At 61.0% G+C, this 19,092-nt stretch carries 19 protein-coding genes and 1 tRNA gene; 14 read left to right on the top strand and 6 right to left on the bottom strand.

Annotated features, from left to right (window positions below; genetic code table 11):
* Positions 1 to 20: 20 nt before the first annotated feature.
* The 5 genes from P0D52_RS10995 to pgeF all read left to right on the top strand — a co-directional run bounded on the left by P0D52_RS10995 (position 21) and on the right by pgeF (position 4,110).
* Entirely contained in the window at positions 21 to 605 is a 585-nt protein-coding gene (locus P0D52_RS10995; RefSeq protein WP_394692701.1) for a DUF924 family protein, read from the top strand.
* 134 nt (positions 606 to 739) lie between these two features.
* Positions 740 to 964, top strand: a complete 225-nt coding sequence (locus tag P0D52_RS10990; protein ID WP_394692700.1) for a hypothetical protein — start codon at positions 740 to 742, stop codon at positions 962 to 964.
* A gap of 40 nt (positions 965 to 1,004) precedes the next feature.
* Positions 1,005 to 1,928, top strand: coding sequence for an alpha/beta hydrolase (locus P0D52_RS10985; protein WP_394692699.1), 924 nt, complete (start codon positions 1,005 to 1,007; stop codon positions 1,926 to 1,928).
* Positions 1,925 to 3,355 (top strand): protein adenylyltransferase SelO family protein, encoded by a 1,431-nt coding sequence (locus P0D52_RS10980; RefSeq protein WP_394692698.1) that lies wholly within the window; start codon positions 1,925 to 1,927, stop codon positions 3,353 to 3,355. The genes P0D52_RS10985 and P0D52_RS10980 overlap by 4 nt, the downstream gene beginning before the upstream one ends.
* Positions 3,349 to 4,110: a peptidoglycan editing factor PgeF gene (gene pgeF, locus P0D52_RS10975; RefSeq protein WP_394692697.1), complete on the top strand. Its 762-nt coding sequence runs from the start codon at positions 3,349 to 3,351 to the stop codon at positions 4,108 to 4,110. Before P0D52_RS10980 ends, pgeF begins: the two co-directional genes overlap by 7 nt.
* Here the strand turns inward: pgeF and P0D52_RS10970 are convergent.
* Positions 4,107 to 4,904, bottom strand: a complete 798-nt coding sequence (locus P0D52_RS10970; protein ID WP_394692696.1) for an SDR family NAD(P)-dependent oxidoreductase — start codon at positions 4,902 to 4,904, stop codon at positions 4,107 to 4,109. The genes pgeF and P0D52_RS10970 overlap by 4 nt on opposite strands.
* A gap of 157 nt (positions 4,905 to 5,061) precedes the next feature.
* On the opposite strand from P0D52_RS10970, the gene P0D52_RS10965 reads away from it, so the two are divergent.
* A complete protein-coding gene (locus tag P0D52_RS10965) occupies positions 5,062 to 7,209 on the top strand; it encodes a reprolysin-like metallopeptidase (protein WP_394692695.1) in 2,148 nt (715 codons plus the stop codon).
* Between the two features lie 3 nt (positions 7,210 to 7,212).
* On the opposite strand, the gene P0D52_RS10960 is transcribed toward P0D52_RS10965, so the two are convergent.
* Together P0D52_RS10960 and P0D52_RS10955 are read right to left on the bottom strand one after the other, a co-directional pair.
* Positions 7,213 to 7,989, bottom strand: a complete 777-nt coding sequence (locus P0D52_RS10960; RefSeq protein ID WP_394692694.1) for a S1/P1 nuclease — start codon at positions 7,987 to 7,989, stop codon at positions 7,213 to 7,215.
* A gap of 40 nt (positions 7,990 to 8,029) precedes the next feature.
* Positions 8,030 to 8,686, bottom strand: a complete 657-nt coding sequence (locus P0D52_RS10955) for a Fe2+-dependent dioxygenase (protein WP_394692693.1) — start codon at positions 8,684 to 8,686, stop codon at positions 8,030 to 8,032.
* A 78-nt stretch (positions 8,687 to 8,764) separates the two neighbouring features.
* Here P0D52_RS10955 and P0D52_RS10950 point away from each other — a divergent pair, with 78 nt between their 5' ends.
* The 4 genes from P0D52_RS10950 to P0D52_RS10935 all read left to right on the top strand — a co-directional run bounded on the left by P0D52_RS10950 (position 8,765) and on the right by P0D52_RS10935 (position 12,434).
* Positions 8,765 to 9,631 carry a hypothetical protein gene (locus P0D52_RS10950; protein WP_394692692.1) on the top strand — a complete coding sequence of 289 codons (867 nt, stop codon included), beginning with the start codon at positions 8,765 to 8,767 and terminating at the stop codon, positions 9,629 to 9,631.
* A gap of 78 nt (positions 9,632 to 9,709) precedes the next feature.
* Positions 9,710 to 10,648, top strand: a complete 939-nt coding sequence (locus P0D52_RS10945; RefSeq protein WP_394692691.1) for a nucleoside hydrolase — start codon at positions 9,710 to 9,712, stop codon at positions 10,646 to 10,648.
* Positions 10,645 to 11,514 (top strand): ribokinase, encoded by an 870-nt coding sequence (locus P0D52_RS10940; RefSeq protein ID WP_394692690.1) that lies wholly within the window; start codon positions 10,645 to 10,647, stop codon positions 11,512 to 11,514. The genes P0D52_RS10945 and P0D52_RS10940 overlap by 4 nt, the downstream gene beginning before the upstream one ends.
* Positions 11,511 to 12,434 carry an isopenicillin N synthase family dioxygenase gene (locus P0D52_RS10935; RefSeq protein ID WP_394692689.1) on the top strand — a complete coding sequence of 308 codons (924 nt, stop codon included), beginning with the start codon at positions 11,511 to 11,513 and terminating at the stop codon, positions 12,432 to 12,434. The genes P0D52_RS10940 and P0D52_RS10935 overlap by 4 nt, the downstream gene beginning before the upstream one ends.
* A gap of 122 nt (positions 12,435 to 12,556) precedes the next feature.
* Here the strand turns inward: P0D52_RS10935 and P0D52_RS10930 are convergent.
* A tRNA-Arg gene (locus tag P0D52_RS10930) sits at positions 12,557 to 12,633 on the bottom strand.
* A 173-nt stretch (positions 12,634 to 12,806) separates the two neighbouring features.
* Between P0D52_RS10930 and P0D52_RS10925 the strand changes: the two genes are divergently transcribed.
* The 4 genes from P0D52_RS10925 to P0D52_RS10910 are packed head-to-tail and all read left to right on the top strand — an operon-like array spanning position 12,807 to position 17,397.
* On the top strand, positions 12,807 to 14,108 hold the full coding sequence (locus P0D52_RS10925; RefSeq protein ID WP_394692688.1) for a DUF1800 family protein: 1,302 nt from the start codon (positions 12,807 to 12,809) through the stop codon (positions 14,106 to 14,108).
* The gene (locus tag P0D52_RS10920) at positions 14,047 to 15,228 is read left to right on the top strand and encodes a DUF1800 family protein (RefSeq protein ID WP_394692687.1); all 1,182 of its coding nucleotides are present in this window, start codon (positions 14,047 to 14,049) and stop codon (positions 15,226 to 15,228) included. Before P0D52_RS10925 ends, P0D52_RS10920 begins: the two co-directional genes overlap by 62 nt.
* Before the next feature lie 10 nt (positions 15,229 to 15,238).
* Positions 15,239 to 16,597 (top strand): DUF1501 domain-containing protein, encoded by a 1,359-nt coding sequence (locus P0D52_RS10915; RefSeq protein WP_394692686.1) that lies wholly within the window; start codon positions 15,239 to 15,241, stop codon positions 16,595 to 16,597.
* Between the two features lie 59 nt (positions 16,598 to 16,656).
* A complete protein-coding gene (locus tag P0D52_RS10910; RefSeq protein WP_394692685.1) occupies positions 16,657 to 17,397 on the top strand; it encodes a thermonuclease family protein in 741 nt (246 codons plus the stop codon).
* Here the strand turns inward: P0D52_RS10910 and P0D52_RS10905 are convergent.
* Both P0D52_RS10905 and P0D52_RS10900 read right to left on the bottom strand, forming a co-directional pair.
* Entirely contained in the window at positions 17,394 to 18,287 is an 894-nt protein-coding gene (locus P0D52_RS10905; RefSeq protein WP_394692684.1) for an RNA polymerase factor sigma-32, read from the bottom strand. The genes P0D52_RS10910 and P0D52_RS10905 overlap by 4 nt on opposite strands.
* 111 nt (positions 18,288 to 18,398) lie before the next feature.
* A complete protein-coding gene (locus tag P0D52_RS10900; RefSeq protein WP_394692683.1) occupies positions 18,399 to 18,917 on the bottom strand; it encodes a CarD family transcriptional regulator in 519 nt (172 codons plus the stop codon).
* Between the last annotated feature and the right edge of the window lie 175 nt (positions 18,918 to 19,092).

Here is a 19,092-nt window from a genome sequence, read left to right as displayed (position 1 = left end):
CCAACACCTAGGTTTGCACCATGACCCAGCCTGCCGACATACTCCGCTTCTGGTTTGATGACACCGACCCGAAACTGCGCTTCGTATCCACACCGGAATTCGATGCAAAAATCCGGCGTCAGTTCGCCAAAGCGATTGAAGAGGAGGCCCGGCGCGTAAAGGCGGGGAGCCATCCCTGGCTGGAAACCGCCGATGGCGGCCTCGCGCTGATCCTGTTGTTTGACCAGTTCACCCGTAATGTCTGGCGCGGATCCGGCAAGGCGTTCGAGTTTGACCCGCTGGCCCGGCAAATCGCCCGGGCCATGATTGAGGCGGGGCAGGATCTCGACATTCCCGATGACCGCCGCTCCTTCGTCTACATGCCCTTCATGCATTCAGAGGAACTCGCGGATCAGGACACGTCGATCGAACTGTTTTCCACGCGCCTGCCGGAGGGGAATAACAATCTCCATCACGCGCGCCTGCATCGCGACGTCATCATCAAGTTCGGCCGTTTCCCCTATCGCAATGAGGCGCTGGGGCGCACCTCCACACCCGACGAACGCGCCTATCTCGAAGGCGGCGGCTATGCACCCGGCACGAAACGTCCGGCAGAAAAGACCTGACGGCAAAGCTGGCCCGCTTCCGGTCATCCGGCATTCAGCCAAGTTATTGAAACTGCGTCCCTGAAATCTTCTTTCATCTGGCGCGCCGCTTGCGTGGCAGTGGGCCAATCTCAATTCCGGAGCCGGATAAACCCATGAATATCGCCCGCCACATCACCCCCGCCGACATGTTGTCTCTCGCCTTCCTGCTGGTCGACCGTCATGGCGCCAAGGCGCTGGGCTATGCCGACCTGGCTGTTGGTGAGATGGAAGAGGCCGGCGATGATCAGCGGGCGGATGCCTGGAGGGCGTTGAAATCCGTAGTCGAGGATGCGCTGGCCGGTCGTCTAGAACGCGATAGCGACGTGACGCTTCACTAGAGCGATTGCGAAACGCCGCCATCACGCCTAATTCCGGTACATGGCAAATTCATTCAACTGGTCTGATCTGATTTCCCGTGCCGGGCTGAGCGATCCCTTCGCGCCGGACACAAGCGCGAGGAATGGCCGCAAGGCTCTGCGCAAACTTGTGCCGGTGATGGAAACATCTCCACCGGATGTGGCGGAAATTCGCGATCTGACTCTGCCCGGACCCGATGGCGAGGTCGCGGCGCGGCTCTACGTACCCGAAAATACGTCGGAAACCGGACCGCTGACCGTGTTCTTTCACGGTGGCGGCTATGCCTTCGGTGATCTCGAAAGCCATCACCGCGTTGCGCAGAGACTCGCCGCTCAGGCGGACTGCCGGGTGCTGGCCATCGATTACCGGCTCGCGCCGGAGCATCCCTTTCCGGCGGCTTATGACGATTGCCTGGCCGCCCTCGACTGGGTGGCGGGGGAGGGCGGGAATAGCCTGGGTGTGGACCCGGATCGCATCGCCGTGGCCGGTGATTCTGCCGGAGGCGGTCTGGCGGCGGCGGTTGCGCAGGCCCGGCGCGACCGGATCGCCTTCCAGCTTCTCATCTATCCGCTGATGCAGCTGGCCGAGACGCGCAAGATCAAACCCAAAATGCTGGAAGGACACATGCTCTCGACCGGCGCGCTGGACTGGATCCGCGACGTCTATTGTCAGGACCATGATCCGATGGATCCGCGTATCTCGCCATTGTTCGAGAGTGATCTGACCGGCCTGCCGCCCACCTTTATCGCCGCCGCCGAGCTCGATCCGTTGCTGGACGAAGGGCAGGCCTATCGCGATCGCATGCAGGCGGCGGGCGTCAGTGTCGGCTATCATCTCTCGAAAGGCTTGCCGCACGGCTTTTTCAACATGACCCGCATCGCCAAAGGCGCGGAAAAACAGGCAGCGCTGGCCGCTGCGGCATTGAAAGCCGGGTTGTCGATTTGACCTTCACGCCTGAATCCGCCTTCGCCCTGCTGGGCCCGGATTTCGCCGATGCGGTAGACCCGGCAGACTTTCCGGATCTGAAGCTGCGCTGGTGGAACAAACGTTGGGCCAGGGAGATCGGCCTGGGTGAGCTGACACCGGAGCAGATCGCGGATCATTTCGGCCGCTTTGACCGCCCGAAGGGCTATCCCCATACGCCGCTCGCCATGCGCTATCACGGCCATCAATTCCGGCACTATAATCCGCAGATCGGCGATGGGCGCGGCTTTCTTTATGCCCAGATGCGTGATCCGAAGGGACGTTTGCTGGATTTCGGCACCAAGGGCTCCGGTCAGACGCCATGGTCGCGCACCGGCGATGGGCGGCTGACGCTGAAGGGTGCGGTGCGGGAAATCCTCGCCGCGGAGATGCTTGAAGCACTGGGCGTCTATTCCTCGAAAGCGTTTTGCGTGTTCGACACGGGCGACCAGCTCGCCCGCCATGATGAGCCCTCACCGGCGCGCGGCGCGGTCCTGACGCGCTTGCAACATTCCCATGTCCGCTTTGGCACCTTCCAGCGCCATGCCTATGAAGAGGCGCCGGACCGGATCGAGGCGCTGATCGATCATGCGATCGCCCATTATTATCCGGACCTGTCCGGCTTGCAGGGTACGGAGAAAACTGCTCGCTTTCTCGAAAAAGTTTGCGCAGCCTCGGCCCGGCTGGCAGCCCAATGGATGGCGGCAGGCTTTGTTCATGGCGTGTTGAACACGGATAATCTCAACGTCACCGGCGAAAGTTTCGATTACGGGCCCTGGCGTTTCCTGCCAACCTACAAGCCCGGCTTTACCGCGGCCTATTTCGACGAGAACAGGCTCTACGCCTATGCGCGCCAGCCCGAGGCTGTCTTCTGGGCCTTGCAACAGCTGGCCATCGCACTCCTGCCGGTGGGTGAAAAGGACCAGCTGGTCGATGTGCTCAACACCTTCCCGGATATCTATACCCGCGAGATGACGGCCGCCTTCTGCGCGCGGCTGGGCGTGGCGGTGCAGGACAATTCCGAGGATATGGTCAAGGCATATCTCGCTTTCCTGTTGGCCAGCCAGTTGCCATTCGAGGCGGTCTTCTTTGATCATTTCACCAATGATCCCGGGCGCATCAAGGCGGCTGCCCGAGACTATACCGGGCCGGAATATACGGCCTTTGCGGAACTGTTTGCCGATCACACACCCGTCCGGCCAGAGCGCCTCGGTCATGCCTGTTTTGCGCGCGAAAACCCGGTCCACATGACGATCGAGACCATGGAATCAGCCTTTGCGCCTATCCATGAGCGCGATGACTGGTCAACGCTGCACGGCCTGCTGGACGACATCGCACAGGCGCGCGCCGACTATGATCTGGGCCGCGGACGGACCGGTTTTCTGCCGGAGCAGGGCGAGACATGGTAAAGCTGATCACATCGCCGAACCTGACCGATCCGGGTCTGAGTCATGGTTTCACCACGCGGCTGGGCGGGGTTTCCACGGGAGATTTCGAAAGCCTCAATCTTTCCCGGCGTGACGGCGAAGCCGACGGTGCGGTCGACGAGAACCGCGCCCGCGTGACAGCCGCTTTGGGTCTGAACGCGCTCGCCTTCACAAAACAGGTGCACGGCAATACGGTCATCCGGCTGGATAGCGCGCCCGCAAACGGCGTCGCCGGCGAGCGCGATGCGATGATGACGAATGTGCGGGGTTTGGGTCTGGCCGTTCAGACGGCGGATTGCGTCCCGCTGCTCATTTTCGACCCGGAAAACCGCGCCATCGCCGCCGTTCATTCCGGCTGGCGCGGCACGGTGCAGGAAATCGCGCGCCATACGCTGGAAGCGATGGCCGCGGCCTATGGCACCAAATCGAACCAAATCCGCGCCGCCATTGGCCCCTCGATCAGTCAGCAGAATTACCGCGTCGGGCCGGAAGTGCTGGCGCAATTCGAGGCTCTGTTTGACGACACGACCGGCCTCATCGGTCCACGCGATGGTGATGGCGGCGGCCATCTGGACAATGCCGCTGCCGTCCGGCGGCAATTGATCGAAGCCGGTGTCTCACCGGACGCCATCTGGATGTCGGGCGACTGCACCTTTGCCGATGACGCCCTCTTCTCCTGCCGCCGCGCCAGGGGCGGCCCCTTCGGCGGTCAGGCGGGAGTGATTGGGCTAGTCTAAATCGTCCGCCCGCCATTCATCTCCATCAGCATGCGGCGCAGCTTGCGCATGCCGCCCAGCCAGCGATTGCGGTCGCCCGCCTTCTTGGCGGAGTGATCGGCGACCACCGGATGGGTGAGGATAAGGAAGTCATTCTTCTCCACCCCGTCAGCAATCGTCCGCGCGGCATCTTCGGCGCTGATCATGCCATCGACGGATGTCATCACCTCGGGCAAATCCTTGGTCATGTTGGTTTTGACATATTGCGGGCAGACCGCGTGCGCCTGAATACCGTCATCGCCATGGCTGATGGCGATGCTCTCCGCAACCGAGATCGCCGCCGCCTTGGTGGCCGAATAGGCGGCATCGCCGATCTGCGCGAGGAGGCCGGCGGCCGACGCGGTGATCAGGAAGGCGCCTGAGCCGCGCTTCGTCATGCCGGGCAGAACGTGGCGCGCCGCATAAACGCCATGCATGACATTGATCTGCCAGGCCTTCTCCCAGTTTGAATTGGGGGCGCCCGCCGCGCCGCCATTGGGGCCGTCCGTATAACCGACCCCGGCATTGGCGTAGAAAATGTCGACCGGGCCCAGATCGCGTTCGACCTCGGCGATGAAGACCGCCATTTCGCCTTCATCGGCGACATTCACGCGCTTTCCAAATCCGCCGCATTCTTTCGCGACGGCATTGGCGGCTTCGCCATTCAGGTCGCAACAGGCGACTCGTGCCCCGCGCTTGTGAAACTCGCGCGCCGCGGCGGCACCAATGCCGCCCGCCCCGCCCGTGACGATGGCGACCTTGTTTGCAAAATCCATGTGTCTCTCCCCGGATGAGTGGGACGCAGCATGGCCGCGAAAGCGCGCCCCTGTCGAGCCTTGATCACCGGTCACCCATCGCGAAGGTCACGGGAATGTGAATCTCTCCCGCCGGGAGGCGGTGCTAGCTTTTTCGCATACGTCTGGGGAGCGACACATGCTGAAATGGATTCCGGGGCTTCTGGCCGCCTTTCTGGTCTCACAATCTGCCACGGCACAGGACCTGCTGGACCGCGCTGCCGGGGCCGCGCCGGATCACTATATGGCGCTGTCTGATCAGGCTTTCCGGATGCAGCCCGGCGAACGTCTCTTGCTCACCCTTCCGGACGGGGGAGCGCAGGAAATTGTCTTCGACCGGTCAGAGATTTCCGCGACGGGTGACCGTCTGTGGGTCGGCCATCTTGCCGATGCCGGAGAGCCCTGGCGCGTCATCCTCACGCGCGGTCCTGCCGCGACATTCGGCTATATCGCGACACCCGAAGGCGCCTGGACACTGGCCCCGGAGACTCCCGGCGGGCCCCTGATTCTGAACCGCGACCTCGGCGCGCCGCTGGAGCCCGGCAGCGATGCATTACATCGGTCAGTCGGCGGAATCCAGACGCCCGCAGAAGCCGTGCAACACGCGCAAATCGCAGAAGCCTTGCCGGTCGGGTCCAATGGCACGATTGACGTCGCCATTACGTATACGCAAGGGATGCAGCTCTTTTACGGGCTCGGCCTGACCACCCGCATGCAGCACCTCGTCAATGTGCTCGATCAGGCCCTGGTCGACAGCGATACCGGATTGCGCGCCCGCTTTGTCGGCGCGACACCGATGCCGGCCGCGTGGGATGAATTCACCTCGACGCTCGAATCCATTGACGATCTCTATGCAGGCGCCAGTTACGGCCATCCCGGCACGGAGCGCGATGTCGGCGATGGCAGTTGCTCCGGCGGCCCGACGGCCTGCATCAATAATGGCGATTTGTCCTACCTGCTGGAATTCCGCAATGCGGTTGGCGCGGATATCGTGGTGATGCTGCGCCGCTACTGGCGCGCCCAGCAAACCTATTGCGGCGTCGCTTACGTGCCCGGATTTGGCGGCGAGGGAAATATCGATCCGGCCGAGGACTGGGTGCTGGGCGTGGCCGTGACCGGCGATGGTCCGGATGGCAATGGCACGGGCCGCAGCTGCGGTGATCTCACCTTCTCGCACGAGGTCGGGCACAATCTCGGCTCCACCCACAATATCGAGAACACGACCAGCCCGGGCGTCTTCAATTTCTCCTACGGACACCGCGTGGATTGTAGCTTCCGCACCATCATGGCGTATGATTCCACGCGCTCCAATGTGGGGTGCGTTGGAAGTTTCGGGCAGAACGAAACCTGGTTGCCGCGCTTTTCCAACCCCTTGCAGGGTGATTGCCTGAATCAGGCTTGCGGAACGCTGGCAGGCTTCCCGCACGCTCCCGGTTCCCCGCAGGATGACACCACAACGCCGACGGAAAATGCCCGTTCCATGCGGGAGGCCGGCCTGAATGTGCGCGATTACCGCCCGGAAGGGCAGACGGTTCGCTCGGCGCTTCTGCCGTATAGCCGGACTGTGTCGTCAGGCACGGCGGCGACGGCCTTTGTGTCGGTGGTCAATCCGGCCTCGACCGGGTCCACGGCCGAAGGGTGCGGCTTGCAGGTGCATGGCGCGTCCGGCTTTACCTTCCAGCGCACCGATCCGGCCACCAATGCCGTGATCGGAGCACCCGGCGATTTGGCCGATATTCCGGCCGGCGGCGTGCAGACCTTCGTCATTTCCCTGGTTCAGCCCGGCCCGTTTGCCGCAAGCGATATCCGGATTGATACGTCCTGCCGGAACCGCGCCAGCGCCCCGGCCATAAACGGCTTGAACACGCTGCTCTTCACCTCCACCACGCTTTCGCTTCCGGACGTCATTGCGCTGGCGGCCACCACGTCGAACAATGGCATTGTCGAATTGCCATCGGGCGGCGGCGCCAATGCGTTTTCGGTCGCGACGGCCAATCTCGGATCCGTCGGGAATGTGATTGTATCAATCGCGCCCGGAGCGGAGGCACCGGCGTTTGATCTGCTGGAAATCTGCCGCACCAATGCGGCGACCGGCCAGTGCGAGACGCCCCGGGCCACCAGTATCAATCAGCTCTTCAACGCAAACGAGACACTGACCTTCGCCGCTTTTGTGCGCAGCAATGCACCTGTCGGGAATGTGCCCGCGACCAATCGTGTCTTTGTGCATTTCCGCACGCCGGCCGGCCAGTCGGTTGGCGCGACCAGCGTTGCCGTGCGCAGCCAGTAGCGACTAGTCCTCGAACAGCTCGTTGAGATAGGCAGCGAGCCGGATCCCGCCTTGCGACAGGCGTGTCCGCATTGTGCCGCGGTGCTCGTAGACATACTCCCAGCGCAAATCGGCGTCGTCGGGATACAGGCTCGGGCGGATTTCTGCGCTTTCCGAGATCCAGACGCGCGGATCGGTCACGGACCATTCCGTCACCTGTTCCGGCGTGATGCGCCGATCCAGCCATTCGGTCATTTCCGTATAGGAGAGCTGTTCGTAATCGACCATGTCCTCGTCCCAGACGAGGTGCAGCGTGGTGACATGATCAAAGAAGATGGCGGTGACATCATTGCCGCCGCGATCCGTCCCGTCGCCGACATGCATGGGCTGGTGCAGATCGCCGACCAGATGGACCACAAAGCGCAAGGCGCGTTGGCGCTCTTCCAGCGGCGCATTTTCATCCGTCAGAATGCCGGAAAACATCTCCAGAGCTGTGTAGGCATCGCCGGCTTCGGGCGCCATGGAGAGATCATATTCCGTGCCCTCCGGGATGGTCACATAGTGTAAAGGGCCGGCTTCGCGCCAGAAATCGTCCTGACTGGACCGCATGAAATCCGGCCAGTTTGACGCTTCCGCCAGATCCTCCACGCCCAGAATGTCGCGAATAGCGGTGCGCGCCTCTTCAGACAGATGGCGTTCGGCAATCGCACCGGTGACGCGGTGGCCGGTCTTGCCCCAGGCAAGCGCAGGCGCAGCAGACAGAAGAAGGGCGGCGGTCGTGGCAGTGAGAATCTTTTTCATGGCATCCGTTTAGCTGGCGTGTGTGACAGAATATATGCGATCAATCATCCGCCCACATGCGCATCAGATTGGATCTGGTTTTGGCGAGCGTATCGTAAAGCGGCGACTTGCCTTCGGCTTCAAAGACACTGCGTGTGGCAATGTCCAATTCAAACAGGATTTCGCGTTGTTGCGGGGAGCGGATGTAGCTGCGGACCCAGCCGACAACCGCAAGCCGCTCGCCCGATGTGACGGGTTTGACCTCGTGCAGTGCATGGGTCGCATAGAGCACGGCATGACCCGCCGGCAGCTTGATTTCGACCGAACCGCTCGGTTCGATCAGGGTCAATTCTCCGCCCTCATAGGCGTCCGGCGATGACAGGAAGAACGTGAAGGACAGGTCCACCCGCTTGCCACCCATGACCGGCTCATCGACATGGGCGCCATAGGCACCGCCCGCTTCATATCGCGAGACCAGCATGCGGATGGTGGATTTGGGCTGGGCAAACGCCTTGTAGAGCGGATGACGATCGAGCGCGCGCTGAACGGTCTGGCGAACCGTGTCGAGCACGCCGCCGGTTTGCAATTGTTCATTCAGTTTGACCTGACGCGCTGCGCGCCCTGCTGTCTTGCCGCCATCTGCATAATCACCACGGGAAATGAGCTGGGCCAGCGCGGCGACTTCGTCAGGGCTGCAGAGGTTTTCCAGCTCGATCATGGACTCATCAGTTGCGAATGAATGTCAACGGCAATAGGAAGGGGCTAACGCCACATTTTGGATTGGAGCAAAAACGTCATGGCCATCGAACGCAAGAAGAATTTGCTGGGACAGGCAGGCGTGACCGCCCTGCTGATCGGACTGGCTGCCTGTTCCCCCATGAATGAGGGGGAAGGCGAAGGTGAGCGTGCCGCTCCGGCCGGAGGTGAAGGCGGGGGCTATTCGGCATCCGCCGGCGAAGGCGAGGGTGAAGGCGAAAGCGGCGAGGGTTCGGCCGGCGGTGAGTTCGGTATCAAGGCCGACCAGGCGGCCCAAAACCCGGTCACCTACCTGACGGCGCTGGAAGTGATGCGCGCGCACTATCTGGCCGGTCTGGCGGCATATGACGCGGATCGCCGCGCAGTCGCAGCGGAAATGTTCACCCATCCGATTTCGGAAATCTATGTCGATCTTGAAGCCGCCCTGATCGAACTTGACGCGCCGCTCTTCGGCGATCAGCTCGAACGCGCTGCCGCCGCGCCCTATGATGGCAGCACAGACGAGGAAATCCGCGCTGCGGCCGCCGCCGTCATCGCCGCGATCGACGCGGCGGAAAGCCATGCGCCGCAAACGGAGTATTCCGAGGCCGTCGTCGAGGCGCAGGTCCTGACCAATATGATCATCCGCGCCGCGCTTCAGTATGAATTCGCCATGGCCTCCGATGCGCCGAACAGCCCGTATCTGGACGGATACGGCTTTTTCAAATCGGCCGAGGTGATCGCCAACCGGCATATGGATGAAATCCGTGAGGAGGACAGCGTTGTTGCGGAGGCGCTGTCCGAAGCCATGACATTGCTGGCGGCGGCCTATCCGTCGGTTCTGGCACCGGAAGAGGCGATTGTGGACGCAGATGAACTCGTCGGTCTGGCGGATGCCGCGTCTGCCGCCGCCGAGCGTCTGGAGTAAGCGTTCGCAGCATTCGGTTTTGCGGTTGTGTGCCGGGTCTTCTAGGATTCCCACTCGGATTGTTCTGGAGCCCGCCGCATGCCTCGCCCGGTGATAATTGATTGCGACCCCGGCATTGACGATTGCGTTGCGCTGATGGTGGCTTTGGCCTCCCGCAATGAGCTGGGCGTTGAGGCCATTTGTACGGTGGCGGGCAATGTAAATGTCGCAACCTGCACCCGCAATGTGCTGGGCTTGCTAGCATTGCTGGGCCGTGTCGACGTGCCGGTTTATTCCGGCTGCGAGCGCCCGATGAGCGTAAATCCGGTCTTTGCCGATCACATCCATGGCGAAAATGGATTGGGATCCGTCTGTTTTCCGGCTGCGCAAACATCGGCTGCTACAGAAGATGCAGTGGATTATCTGATCCGGCGTCTCGCGGATTCGGGCCAGCCGCCCGCAACGCTTGTGATCGTCGGGCCGTCCACCAATCTCGCGACAGCTTTGCAAAAAGCGCCGGACATCACCGCTGGAATTGAACAGATTGTGCTGATGGGCGGGGCCCGTCGCGAAGGCGGCAATATCACGCCGTCTGCCGAGTTCAACATCTATGCCGACCCGCATGCGGCGCAAACCGTCTTCCACGGCGGCCGTCCACTGACCGTGATCGGCCTCGATGCGACCTTGCAGCTACGCTGTTCACCCGACCGGATGGCAGCACTGCGCGCTATCGGAAATGCGGCGTCGAAAGCCGCTGCGGACATGATGGAGCACGTAAACGCCATCTATGGCGAAATCTACGGCACGGCGGGTGCCGCCATGCATGACCCGTGTACGATTGCCTGGCTTCTGGCCCCGGACCTATTCCATGCGCGGCCGGTGCGGATCGAGGTTGAAACGGCATCGGCTTTGACGCGCGGGCATACGGCAGTCGATTATCACCATACCGATGATCGGCCGGCCAATGCCAATTGGGTCGACGGGCTGGAATCGGACAAGGTCTTTGCCCTTCTGCTCGAAAGGATCGCCAGATTATGAGCGCGCCCGGCATCACCGTGATCGGATCGATCAATCTGGACCTTGTTGCGCATTGTCCGAAACTGCCAGAGCCCGGTGAGACTATTCTCGGCGATGACTTTTCAATCTCGCCCGGCGGAAAGGGTGGCAATCAGGCGCTGGCGGCACGGCTTCTGGGTGCAGAGGTCAGTTTCATCGGCTGTATTGGCGCGGATGATCATGCGACGGCGGCCACGGCGTTATTGCGCCAGGCGGGCGTCAACATGGATCAGTGCCGCATCAGCACCAGCCACCCGACCGGGGTGGCGCTGATTGCGGTCAGTGCCGATGGTGAAAACCAGATTGTTGTCGCGCCCGGCGCCAATTTTGCGCTGGGCGAAGCCGACATACCGCCGCAAATCGACACCGCCCTGATCGGTCAGCTGGAAATACCGGTACCGGCCCTGACGGCAGCGGTAGATCGCTGCCCGGGGCTCAAAGTGCTCAACCTCGCCCCGGCCTGCGAATTGCCCGACGCACTGCTGGCGCAGGCCGACCTGCTGATCGTCAACGAGACCGAGGCGGCCTTCTACGGTCAGGACAAACTTCTCGGTTTCAACAAGCGCGTCGCCCTGACGCTGGGCGGCGAGGGTGCCGTCATGTTTCATGCAGGCCACGAAGTCGCGCGCGCCCGTCCGCCGAAAGTTGACGTTCTTGATACGGTCGGGGCGGGCGATGCCTTTGTGGCGGCGATCACACTGGCTCTACTGGAGGGCAGGGGCGATCAGGCGGCTCTGGAATTTGCCTGCGTCGTCGGGGCGCTGGCGACCACCAAGGAGGGGGCCCAGACCGGTTTGCCGGACCGGGATGCTGTTGAAACCTTGTTGGGTAAGGAGGGCGGCCAATGACGGAATCCGTCATGACGATCAACTACGTACGTCTGGAGCACGGCAATCAGCTCGATTATCAGGTTTTCAGATCGGAGCTGATATCCGGATTGCGCGAGCAGGGCTTTGTCCGGCTGGTCAATCACGGCATTGATCCGGCATTCCTGCGGCGATGCTATCACCTTTCTGAAGCCTTCTTTGCTCAGGATGAATCCGAGAAACGGAAATATGCTGGTGCGCTGCGTGGCTATACGCCGTTCGGCACCGAGCACGCGAAAGATCATGCCGCACCCGACCTGAAGGAATTCTGGCAGATCGGGCATGAGGCCGAAGACGGACACCCCGTGGCCCGGCCCAATGTCTGGCCCGACACGCCGGCGGATTTCCGGGAAACATTCCAGACTCTCTTCCAGGACTTGTTCACCCTGGGCCAGCGCCTGCTTGGCGTGATCGCGGACGATCTGAAGCTTGAGCATGACTATTTCGATCAACGCATCGAAGGCGGCACGTCGCTTCTGAGGCTGCTGCACTATCCGCCCATCCCGGACGGCGTGGATCCCGATTGCATCCGTGCCGCCGCGCATGAGGACATCAATCTGATCACGCTATTGGTCGCAGCAGAAGGGGCGGGGCTGGAAATTCTCGATGCGGACGGAAACTGGTTGCCGGTGGAGAATGGTCCGAACGAGATTATCGTCGATACCGGCGACATGATGAAGCGGCTGACCAATGGCTATTTCCCGGCAACGACGCACCGCGTGGTGAACCCGTCCGGCCCGAATGTCAGCCGCTATTCCATGCCCTTCTTCGTCCAGCCGCGCCCGGACGTCTCGCTCGCTTGCCTGCCGGGTTGCCGGCATCTGAAAACGCCGGAGCCGGATATTACGGTCGGGGAATTTCTCAATCAGCGCCTCAAGGATATCGGCCTGCCAGGGGTCTGATAACGTGCCAGCCGAAACTCGCGCTAGCGAGCGAAAGTAAGTTTTTTTGAAGCAGATACGTGGTGGTCCGCCTTCGCCAAGGCTTCGGCGCGACAGCCTTCGCCCGAATTCCATGGGCGGGCTGGTGACCCCGGCGCGATTCGAACGCACGACCCTCAGATTAGGAATCTGATGCTCTATCCTGCTGAGCTACGGGGCCCGACACCTCTTGTCGGATAAATTTCCGATGGCTGCAACTGCAACAAGCCGGACGATTATCTTATGGCTCTGGCAACTGTGTCAGACGTCTTTTTCTGGCAAGCGGCGACGGAAAGCCGTAGCGTGCACCGTACTGGAATCGGTTCGTCGGCGAAAACGGGAGGCACGCGGTCCATGCGCATCCAGACTTTGATTGCAGGAACGATTGCTGGATTGGCCCTCTGTGTAACGCCGTCGGCGCTTGCAGGCGAACTCGCCGCCGCCATTTCTCCGCCGGTTCGGTCCGTCGCTCTGCCCGATGGCGGCAGGGCAACCGCGACGACATTTGCGACCGTCATCAACCGGACGGATGCGGCGCTTGGCAATTGCGAGGTCGATCTGCCCGGGCGCTTCAACAATCTCGATCTCGATTATGGATGGACGGATCCGGCGACAAATGCGCTGGTTCCCGGAAGCGAGAATACGCCCTTTTCGCGCGGACCCCGCGCGTCACAATCGCTCGTCATCGCCGTCTCTTCAGACGCGGAATTTGACGGGGTTGTTCCGCCTGTCTTCCGGTGTGCCGGCGGCGCGACAGCCGATTCACTCTATGGCGTGAACACGTTCGAGCTCAATGTGGCGAGCAAACCGCCGACGGACATTGTCTCCATCGGTCTGACATTGAGCGGCGATGGGGTCATCCGAGTGCCACGCGAAGGGGGACGGCAGGCCTTTGCCGTCGCGGCGCTCAATATCGGGGGTGCCGGAACCGTACGGATCACGCCGGTGGGCCTTTTCGGCCAGAATGCGAACCTTCCCGCCGACCTGACCGTGTGCATGACCAATGCGCAGGGCCAGTGCTTCATCGCGCCTGAGCCCTTCATCGATACTTTCTTTGGGACCAACGACGTTTATACCTTTGCTGTCTTTGCGCAGGCTCATTCCGGATTTGCCATTCCCCTTGCACCGGCGAGCAATCGCGTCGAGCTCCAGTTCCGGGTCGATGGCGAGTTGGCGGCAGCTACAAGTGCGGCGATAACGGCGCCAGGACCGGACTATATTCTCGGATCGACTGAAGCGCTGAGATTGGCCCAACAAGCTACATTTGGTGCCAATCAGACGCTCATAGAGAATATTCGCAGGGTTGGCGTTGAAGCCTGGGTCGATGAGCAGCTTGGTCTCAGCCAGTCGACCTATGCCGATCTGGGGGCGCAGGCCGTTCCGACCAATTTTTGCCGCGATATGCCCAATCCCTGCCGCCGCGATCATTTCACGGCTTTCCGTTTGCAGATGCGTTTCTTCCAGAACGCGATGGAACAGCCCGATCAGCTGCGCCAGCGGGTGGCATGGGCCTTGTCGCAGATTGCGGTGGTTTCCGAATATGAAGTGCCGCTGAACTATGCGCTGGCGAACTATCAGGAAATGCTGCTGACCAATGCCTTGGGAAATTATCGCGACGTCCTTGAGGGCACAGCGCGTTTCGCCGGTGATGGGTGACTATCTGGACATGGTAAATTCGCGCGCCGAGGCGCCGAACGAGAACTTCCCGCGAGAACTGCTTCAGCTTTTTTCGCTGGGTGAAGCGCGCCTGAACCGGGACGGCACCCCGCAGGTCGACGGCACGGGCCGGGTCATTCCCGCCTACACCGAACAGGATGTTCTGGAATTATCGCGCGTGTTGACCGGGTGGGTATATCCGTCGGCGGGTAATTTCATTCCCTCCTTCAACAATCCGCCGAATTTTACGGGCCCGATGGAATCGGTTGCCTCCCAGCACGATAACGGACCCAAGACCTTCCTTGGCGTCGGCATGATTGGCGGCCAGAGTGCTGATGCCGATCTTGAACAGGCCATCGACATCATTTTCAACCACCCGAATGTGCCGCCCTTCATTTCGCGTCAGCTGATCCAGCATCTGGTAATGTCCAATCCGTCGCCCGCTTATGTCGACCGTATCGCATCTGTTTTCGAAAATAACGGGCAGGGCGTTCACGGCGACCTGCGCGCGGTGGTTCGCGCCATCTTGCTGGACCCGGAAGCGCGCAATCCCAATCCGGACCCGAATACAGCGGGCAAACTCCGCGAGCCTGTCCTTCTGATGACCTCTGTCATGCGCCTGATCGGTGCTGACACGGATGGATATGCCTTTCTGCGGCGTCTGGGTGGCATGGGGCAGGTGCCCTTTGAAAGCCCGTCTGTTTTCAACTATTATCCGCCGGATTATGTGCTTCCCGGATCGGACGGCCTCGTCAGTCCCTCTCAGGGTCTGATGAATATGAGCACGGTCTTCGAGCGCCACAATGTGGTGTTGGACTGGACCCTCAACGGCTCGTTGAATCGCTGGGACTGGAGAGCGCTCTCTGATTATCCCGGAGCCACCGGGACGCAGGTGGACTGGTCATCCTGGGGCCGATTGGCGCAAACGCCGGATCGCTTGCTGGATGTGCTGGATGAAATCGCGCTTGAAGAAACGCTCACAGCGGCTCAGCGGGCTGCCATCACTGACGCCATGTCTGCCCAGACATATTGGGGAAACCCGCTGATCGAGGCCGAATTGCGCGCCCGTCTGGCGATTTATCTGATTACCACCTCCTCGCAATTCCAGCTTGATCACTAGGAGGTCGGCCATGACGATGAATCGACGCGATATTCTCAAACTGGTTGCCGGCTCCAGCCTTTCGGCCTTCATGCCTGCGCTCGCGAGAGCGCAATCCGTTGGCGGTGGTTCCGGCTACAAGGCGATCGTCACGCTTTTCCTTTATGGCGGCAATGACAGCAACAATATGATCGTGCCGACAGATGCCCGCTATGCCGATTACGCCAGCATCCGGGGGGGATCGATTGCTCTCGAACAATCGGCGCTTGTCCCATTGCAAGGCACCTCATACGGCCTTCACCCGGCCTTATCCCCGCTGGCGAGCATCTGGGATGAGGGTGCTTTGAACTGGGTGTTCAATTCCGGTCCCTTGCTGCAGCCGCTCACGCGCGAACAATATGAGACCCGGCCGGACTTGCGGCCCGCCAATCTCTTTTCTCATGATGCCCAGCAGAATCTTTGGCAAACCGCCGGAGCGGCCTCGGAACTGCCGACCGGTTGGCTTGGACGTGTCGGTGACCGCTTGATTGATGCCGGTCTGCGTGCGCCTTCAATCTCACTTGCAGGCGCGCAGAGAGCTATGATCGGGGACCGGAACAGCCCGCTCCTCATCTCCGGAAGCAATCTCGAGCGCAGGGGGTATGACCCGGATGATATGGGGACGGCCGCGATCGCCCGCCGGAACGCTGTGGATACGATGATGGCCGCCAGCCAGAGCGCGACCCTGTCGGAAATCACCACCGCCATCATGCGTGGAGACATAGATGCCGGCTTGCAGCTGAATACGATTCTGAACAGCGATCAGTCGGCGGTCGACGCAGCCTTTGTCGATCCCGACGGCGCGGCTGTCACCGGAAGCCTTGCAGACCAACTCAAGCGCGTTGCGCGCCTGATCGAAGGCCGCACCCAGCTTAACGCGACTCGTCAGACCTTCATGGTCTCAACCGGCGGATTTGATAATCACCGCGGTCAGGCGGGAACGCACGCCGGGCTTCTGGCCAATGTCGGCCGCTGCGTCTACGGATTCTACAATGCGCTGAAGGCCCTCGGCATGGAAAACGACGTGGTCCTGTTCACCATGTCGGACTTCAATCGCGTGTGCAAAGGAAATGGTTCGGCCGGGTCGGACCACGCATGGGGCTCCCATCACTTCGTCGTCGGCGGCGGACTGCAGCCCAACCAATTGCTCGGCCAGTTTCCGACTCTGGCCATGGGTGGGCCGAGTGATGCCCGCTCGGATGGTCGCTGGATTCCCACCACGTCCATCGAGGAATATGGCGGCGCACTCGTGCGCTGGCTGGGCGTGTCCGATGCCGACATGCCGTATGTCTTCCCCAACTGGTCGAACTGGAATGGCGGCGGCAGGGGGCCAGTCGGCTTGTTTGCGTAAGGTCAGACTCGACTCCAGCGCGTGTCCGGGTTTTCCTGCCCGGTATGCGGGCAGGGTGGGTGCTCATAACAATCTGCATCTGGACAGGTGCAGCAGCCGGTGCGATGGCGCAGTCAGGCACAGCGCATCGCCTGAATGATTTCGGGCTGCTCGAATATACCTTCCCGGAGGGAGAGACGCTGACTGTGCGCCTGCCGGGCGTGGAATTGCCGCGGGATGGCACACCGGGCCATGCCCTTGCCATGCAATTCATGGATCGCGAGCTCGATGGTGTCTCCGTTGGGCTGGTCATTGGCGACACCGAACGTGTGGACCGTTTCGGTAATCTGATCGCGGATATTGATCTGGGCGGATCGACTCTGTCCGAGGCGCTGGTTCGGGCGGGTTATGCGATGGCCTATTCCTGGCCGGACACGCGCGTGGAAGCCGCCAGTTTCCTACCGATGGAAGGCGAGGCTCGCGACGCGGAACGTGGGCTCTGGGGTGCCGGTATTTTCGCGATCCGCTCGCCTGAGCCCAACGGGCTCGCCCTCTACCTCGAGACCGTTCAGATCATTGAAGGGCGTGTCATATCCATTGGGGACACGCGGGACCGGCTCTATCTCAATTTCGGATTTGACTACCGCACCGACTTCACGGTCTCTATCGAGCAGAGCGATGTTGCCCGCTTTGCAGAGGCGGGGATCAATCTACGCGAACTGGAGGGCCGCATAATTCGTGTTCGCGGCTGGATACAGGCCATAAACGGTCCGTCCATCTCCATCGACCACCCGGAACGGATCGAAGTGTTGACGCCCTAGATCAGGCCGGCAGCTTCCGGATCTCCAAAGCGCGTTGTCAGCGACTTTTTCAGCTTGGTCAGCGCCTGATGCTCGATCTGGCGCACCCGCTCCTTGGAGATACCGAGCCGATCGCCAAGCGATTCCAGTGTCACGACATCTTCACCCAGCTTGCGCTCGCGGATAATCAGCTGTTCGCGTTCGGTGAGGCTCGTCATCGCCTCGTGGAGCCATTGGCCCCGCTTTTCAGCGTCATGAGATAGCATGACGGCCTCTTCGGGGGCCGGACGGTCATCTTCCAGCAGGTCCTGCCATTCGCCATCGCCATCTTCGGTAAAGGGGGCGTTGAGCGAGCGATCCGATGCCGCCAGACGGGCCGCCATCGTATCCACATCCTTTTCCGGAACGCGGAGCGCCTTGGCGGTCTTCTTGCGGTTTTCCGGCGACATGTCGCCACCATTGATATCGTTGATCATGGCCCGCACGCGGCGAAGGTTGAAAAAAAGCGTCTTCTGAGCCGACGTTGTGCCCGTGCGCACAATGGACCAGTTGCGCAGGACATAGTCCTGGATGGACGACCGGATCCACCATGCGGCATAGGTGGAGAAGCGGACTTCCCGCTCGGGCTCGAAACGCGCCGCCGCCTGCATCAGGCCGACATTGCCCTCCTGCACCAGATCGGCAAAGGGCAGGCCGTATTTGCGGAATTTCGATGCAATCGCGATCACGAGGCGCATATAGGCCTGCGTCAGGGCGTGCAGCGCTTTCTCGTCCCCGTCATCTCGCCATCGGATGGCGAGAATTTGTTCCTCTTCACGTTCGAGCAGCGGCTCGGCCATGGCATTGCGAAGAAAGGCACGGTCCGGATCAACAGAGCGTGGGCGGGCGGGGGTTTGTGAGTTCTGAGCCATGTACCGGTTTACGAATGTGGCCAGAATGTGGATCACAGCGATGCTGAAAATAAAACACCCGGCCCAAGGGCCGGGTGTTTGAACTCTCAAACGTCTTCGAAAAAGAGCCGATCAGGCCGCTTTCTTCAGAAGCGTTTTCGATAGCATGTCGCGTGCCGCATCATGCTCGATGCTCTCCACGGCCGCCACTTCGCGTACCATCCGGTCAATCGCCGATTCATAGAGCTGGCGCTCGGAATAGGATTGCTCGGGTTGGTCTTCCGCGCGGTGCAGATCGCGAACGACCTCGGCGATGGAAATCAGATCGCCTGAATTGATTTTCGCTTCATATTCCTGTGCGCGACGGCTCCACATGGTCCGCTTCACCTTGGCTTTGCCTTTGAGGGTTTTCATCGCGTCCTTGACGATCTTGTCGGAGGACAATTGGCGCATGCCGGACGTATCGGCTTTTGCGGTTGGAACCCTCAGGACCATTTTGTCCTGTTCGAAAGACACGACATAGACTTCGATTTCGAAGCCCGCGACCGCATCTTTTTCCACGCCTACGACGCGGCCGACGCCATGCGCCGGATACACAATAAAGTCGCCCTTTTTGAAGGACCGGTTGTCATTAGCCGTCTTATTGCTCATGGATGCTCTCATCTGGACAAGGGAAAAGGCACACAATTCCGCCGCCTCTGAAGACCTCTTTTCAAAAACAAAGTGGCCCTCAAAAGGGTGTGAAACCTTCTCCCCCGGAAAAAAGGCGTGCGTTACACGCCGCCCAACGCCCGCAGGGTATATCATAATTTTTGGTTAAAAACAA

The sequence above is a fragment of the Hyphobacterium sp. genome (genome assembly GCF_043584775.1).
GTDB lineage: Bacteria > Pseudomonadota > Alphaproteobacteria > Caulobacterales > Maricaulaceae > Hyphobacterium.
The sequence above is the reverse complement of the archived record's forward strand: the minus strand, read 5'-3'. Positions and strand labels throughout refer to the sequence as shown.

What these genes read in the sequence shown, in the direction of transcription:
- P0D52_RS10995 (WP_394692701.1), top strand. Translation starts at nt 21, where the DNA reads ATGACCCAGCCTGCCGACATACTCCGCTTCTGGTTTGATGACACCGAC.
- P0D52_RS10925 (WP_394692688.1), top strand. Translation starts at nt 12,807, where the DNA reads ATGCGCATCCAGACTTTGATTGCAGGAACGATTGCTGGATTGGCCCTC.
- P0D52_RS10970 (WP_394692696.1), bottom strand. Translation starts at nt 4,904, where the DNA reads ATGGATTTTGCAAACAAGGTCGCCATCGTCACGGGCGGGGCGGGCGGC.
- P0D52_RS10940 (WP_394692690.1), top strand. Translation starts at nt 10,645, where the DNA reads ATGAGCGCGCCCGGCATCACCGTGATCGGATCGATCAATCTGGACCTT.
- P0D52_RS10915 (WP_394692686.1), top strand. Translation starts at nt 15,239, where the DNA reads ATGACGATGAATCGACGCGATATTCTCAAACTGGTTGCCGGCTCCAGC.
- P0D52_RS10955 (WP_394692693.1), bottom strand. Translation starts at nt 8,686, where the DNA reads ATGATCGAGCTGGAAAACCTCTGCAGCCCTGACGAAGTCGCCGCGCTG.
- pgeF (WP_394692697.1), top strand. Translation starts at nt 3,349, where the DNA reads ATGGTAAAGCTGATCACATCGCCGAACCTGACCGATCCGGGTCTGAGT.
- P0D52_RS10935 (WP_394692689.1), top strand. Translation starts at nt 11,511, where the DNA reads ATGACGGAATCCGTCATGACGATCAACTACGTACGTCTGGAGCACGGC.
- P0D52_RS10990 (WP_394692700.1), top strand. Translation starts at nt 740, where the DNA reads ATGAATATCGCCCGCCACATCACCCCCGCCGACATGTTGTCTCTCGCC.
- P0D52_RS10920 (WP_394692687.1), top strand. Translation starts at nt 14,047, where the DNA reads ATGCCTTGGGAAATTATCGCGACGTCCTTGAGGGCACAGCGCGTTTCG.
- P0D52_RS10950 (WP_394692692.1), top strand. Translation starts at nt 8,765, where the DNA reads ATGGCCATCGAACGCAAGAAGAATTTGCTGGGACAGGCAGGCGTGACC.
- P0D52_RS10905 (WP_394692684.1), bottom strand. Translation starts at nt 18,287, where the DNA reads ATGGCTCAGAACTCACAAACCCCCGCCCGCCCACGCTCTGTTGATCCG.
- P0D52_RS10965 (WP_394692695.1), top strand. Translation starts at nt 5,062, where the DNA reads ATGCTGAAATGGATTCCGGGGCTTCTGGCCGCCTTTCTGGTCTCACAA.
- P0D52_RS10985 (WP_394692699.1), top strand. Translation starts at nt 1,005, where the DNA reads ATGGCAAATTCATTCAACTGGTCTGATCTGATTTCCCGTGCCGGGCTG.
- P0D52_RS10900 (WP_394692683.1), bottom strand. Translation starts at nt 18,917, where the DNA reads ATGAGCAATAAGACGGCTAATGACAACCGGTCCTTCAAAAAGGGCGAC.
- P0D52_RS10945 (WP_394692691.1), top strand. Translation starts at nt 9,710, where the DNA reads ATGCCTCGCCCGGTGATAATTGATTGCGACCCCGGCATTGACGATTGC.
- P0D52_RS10960 (WP_394692694.1), bottom strand. Translation starts at nt 7,989, where the DNA reads ATGAAAAAGATTCTCACTGCCACGACCGCCGCCCTTCTTCTGTCTGCT.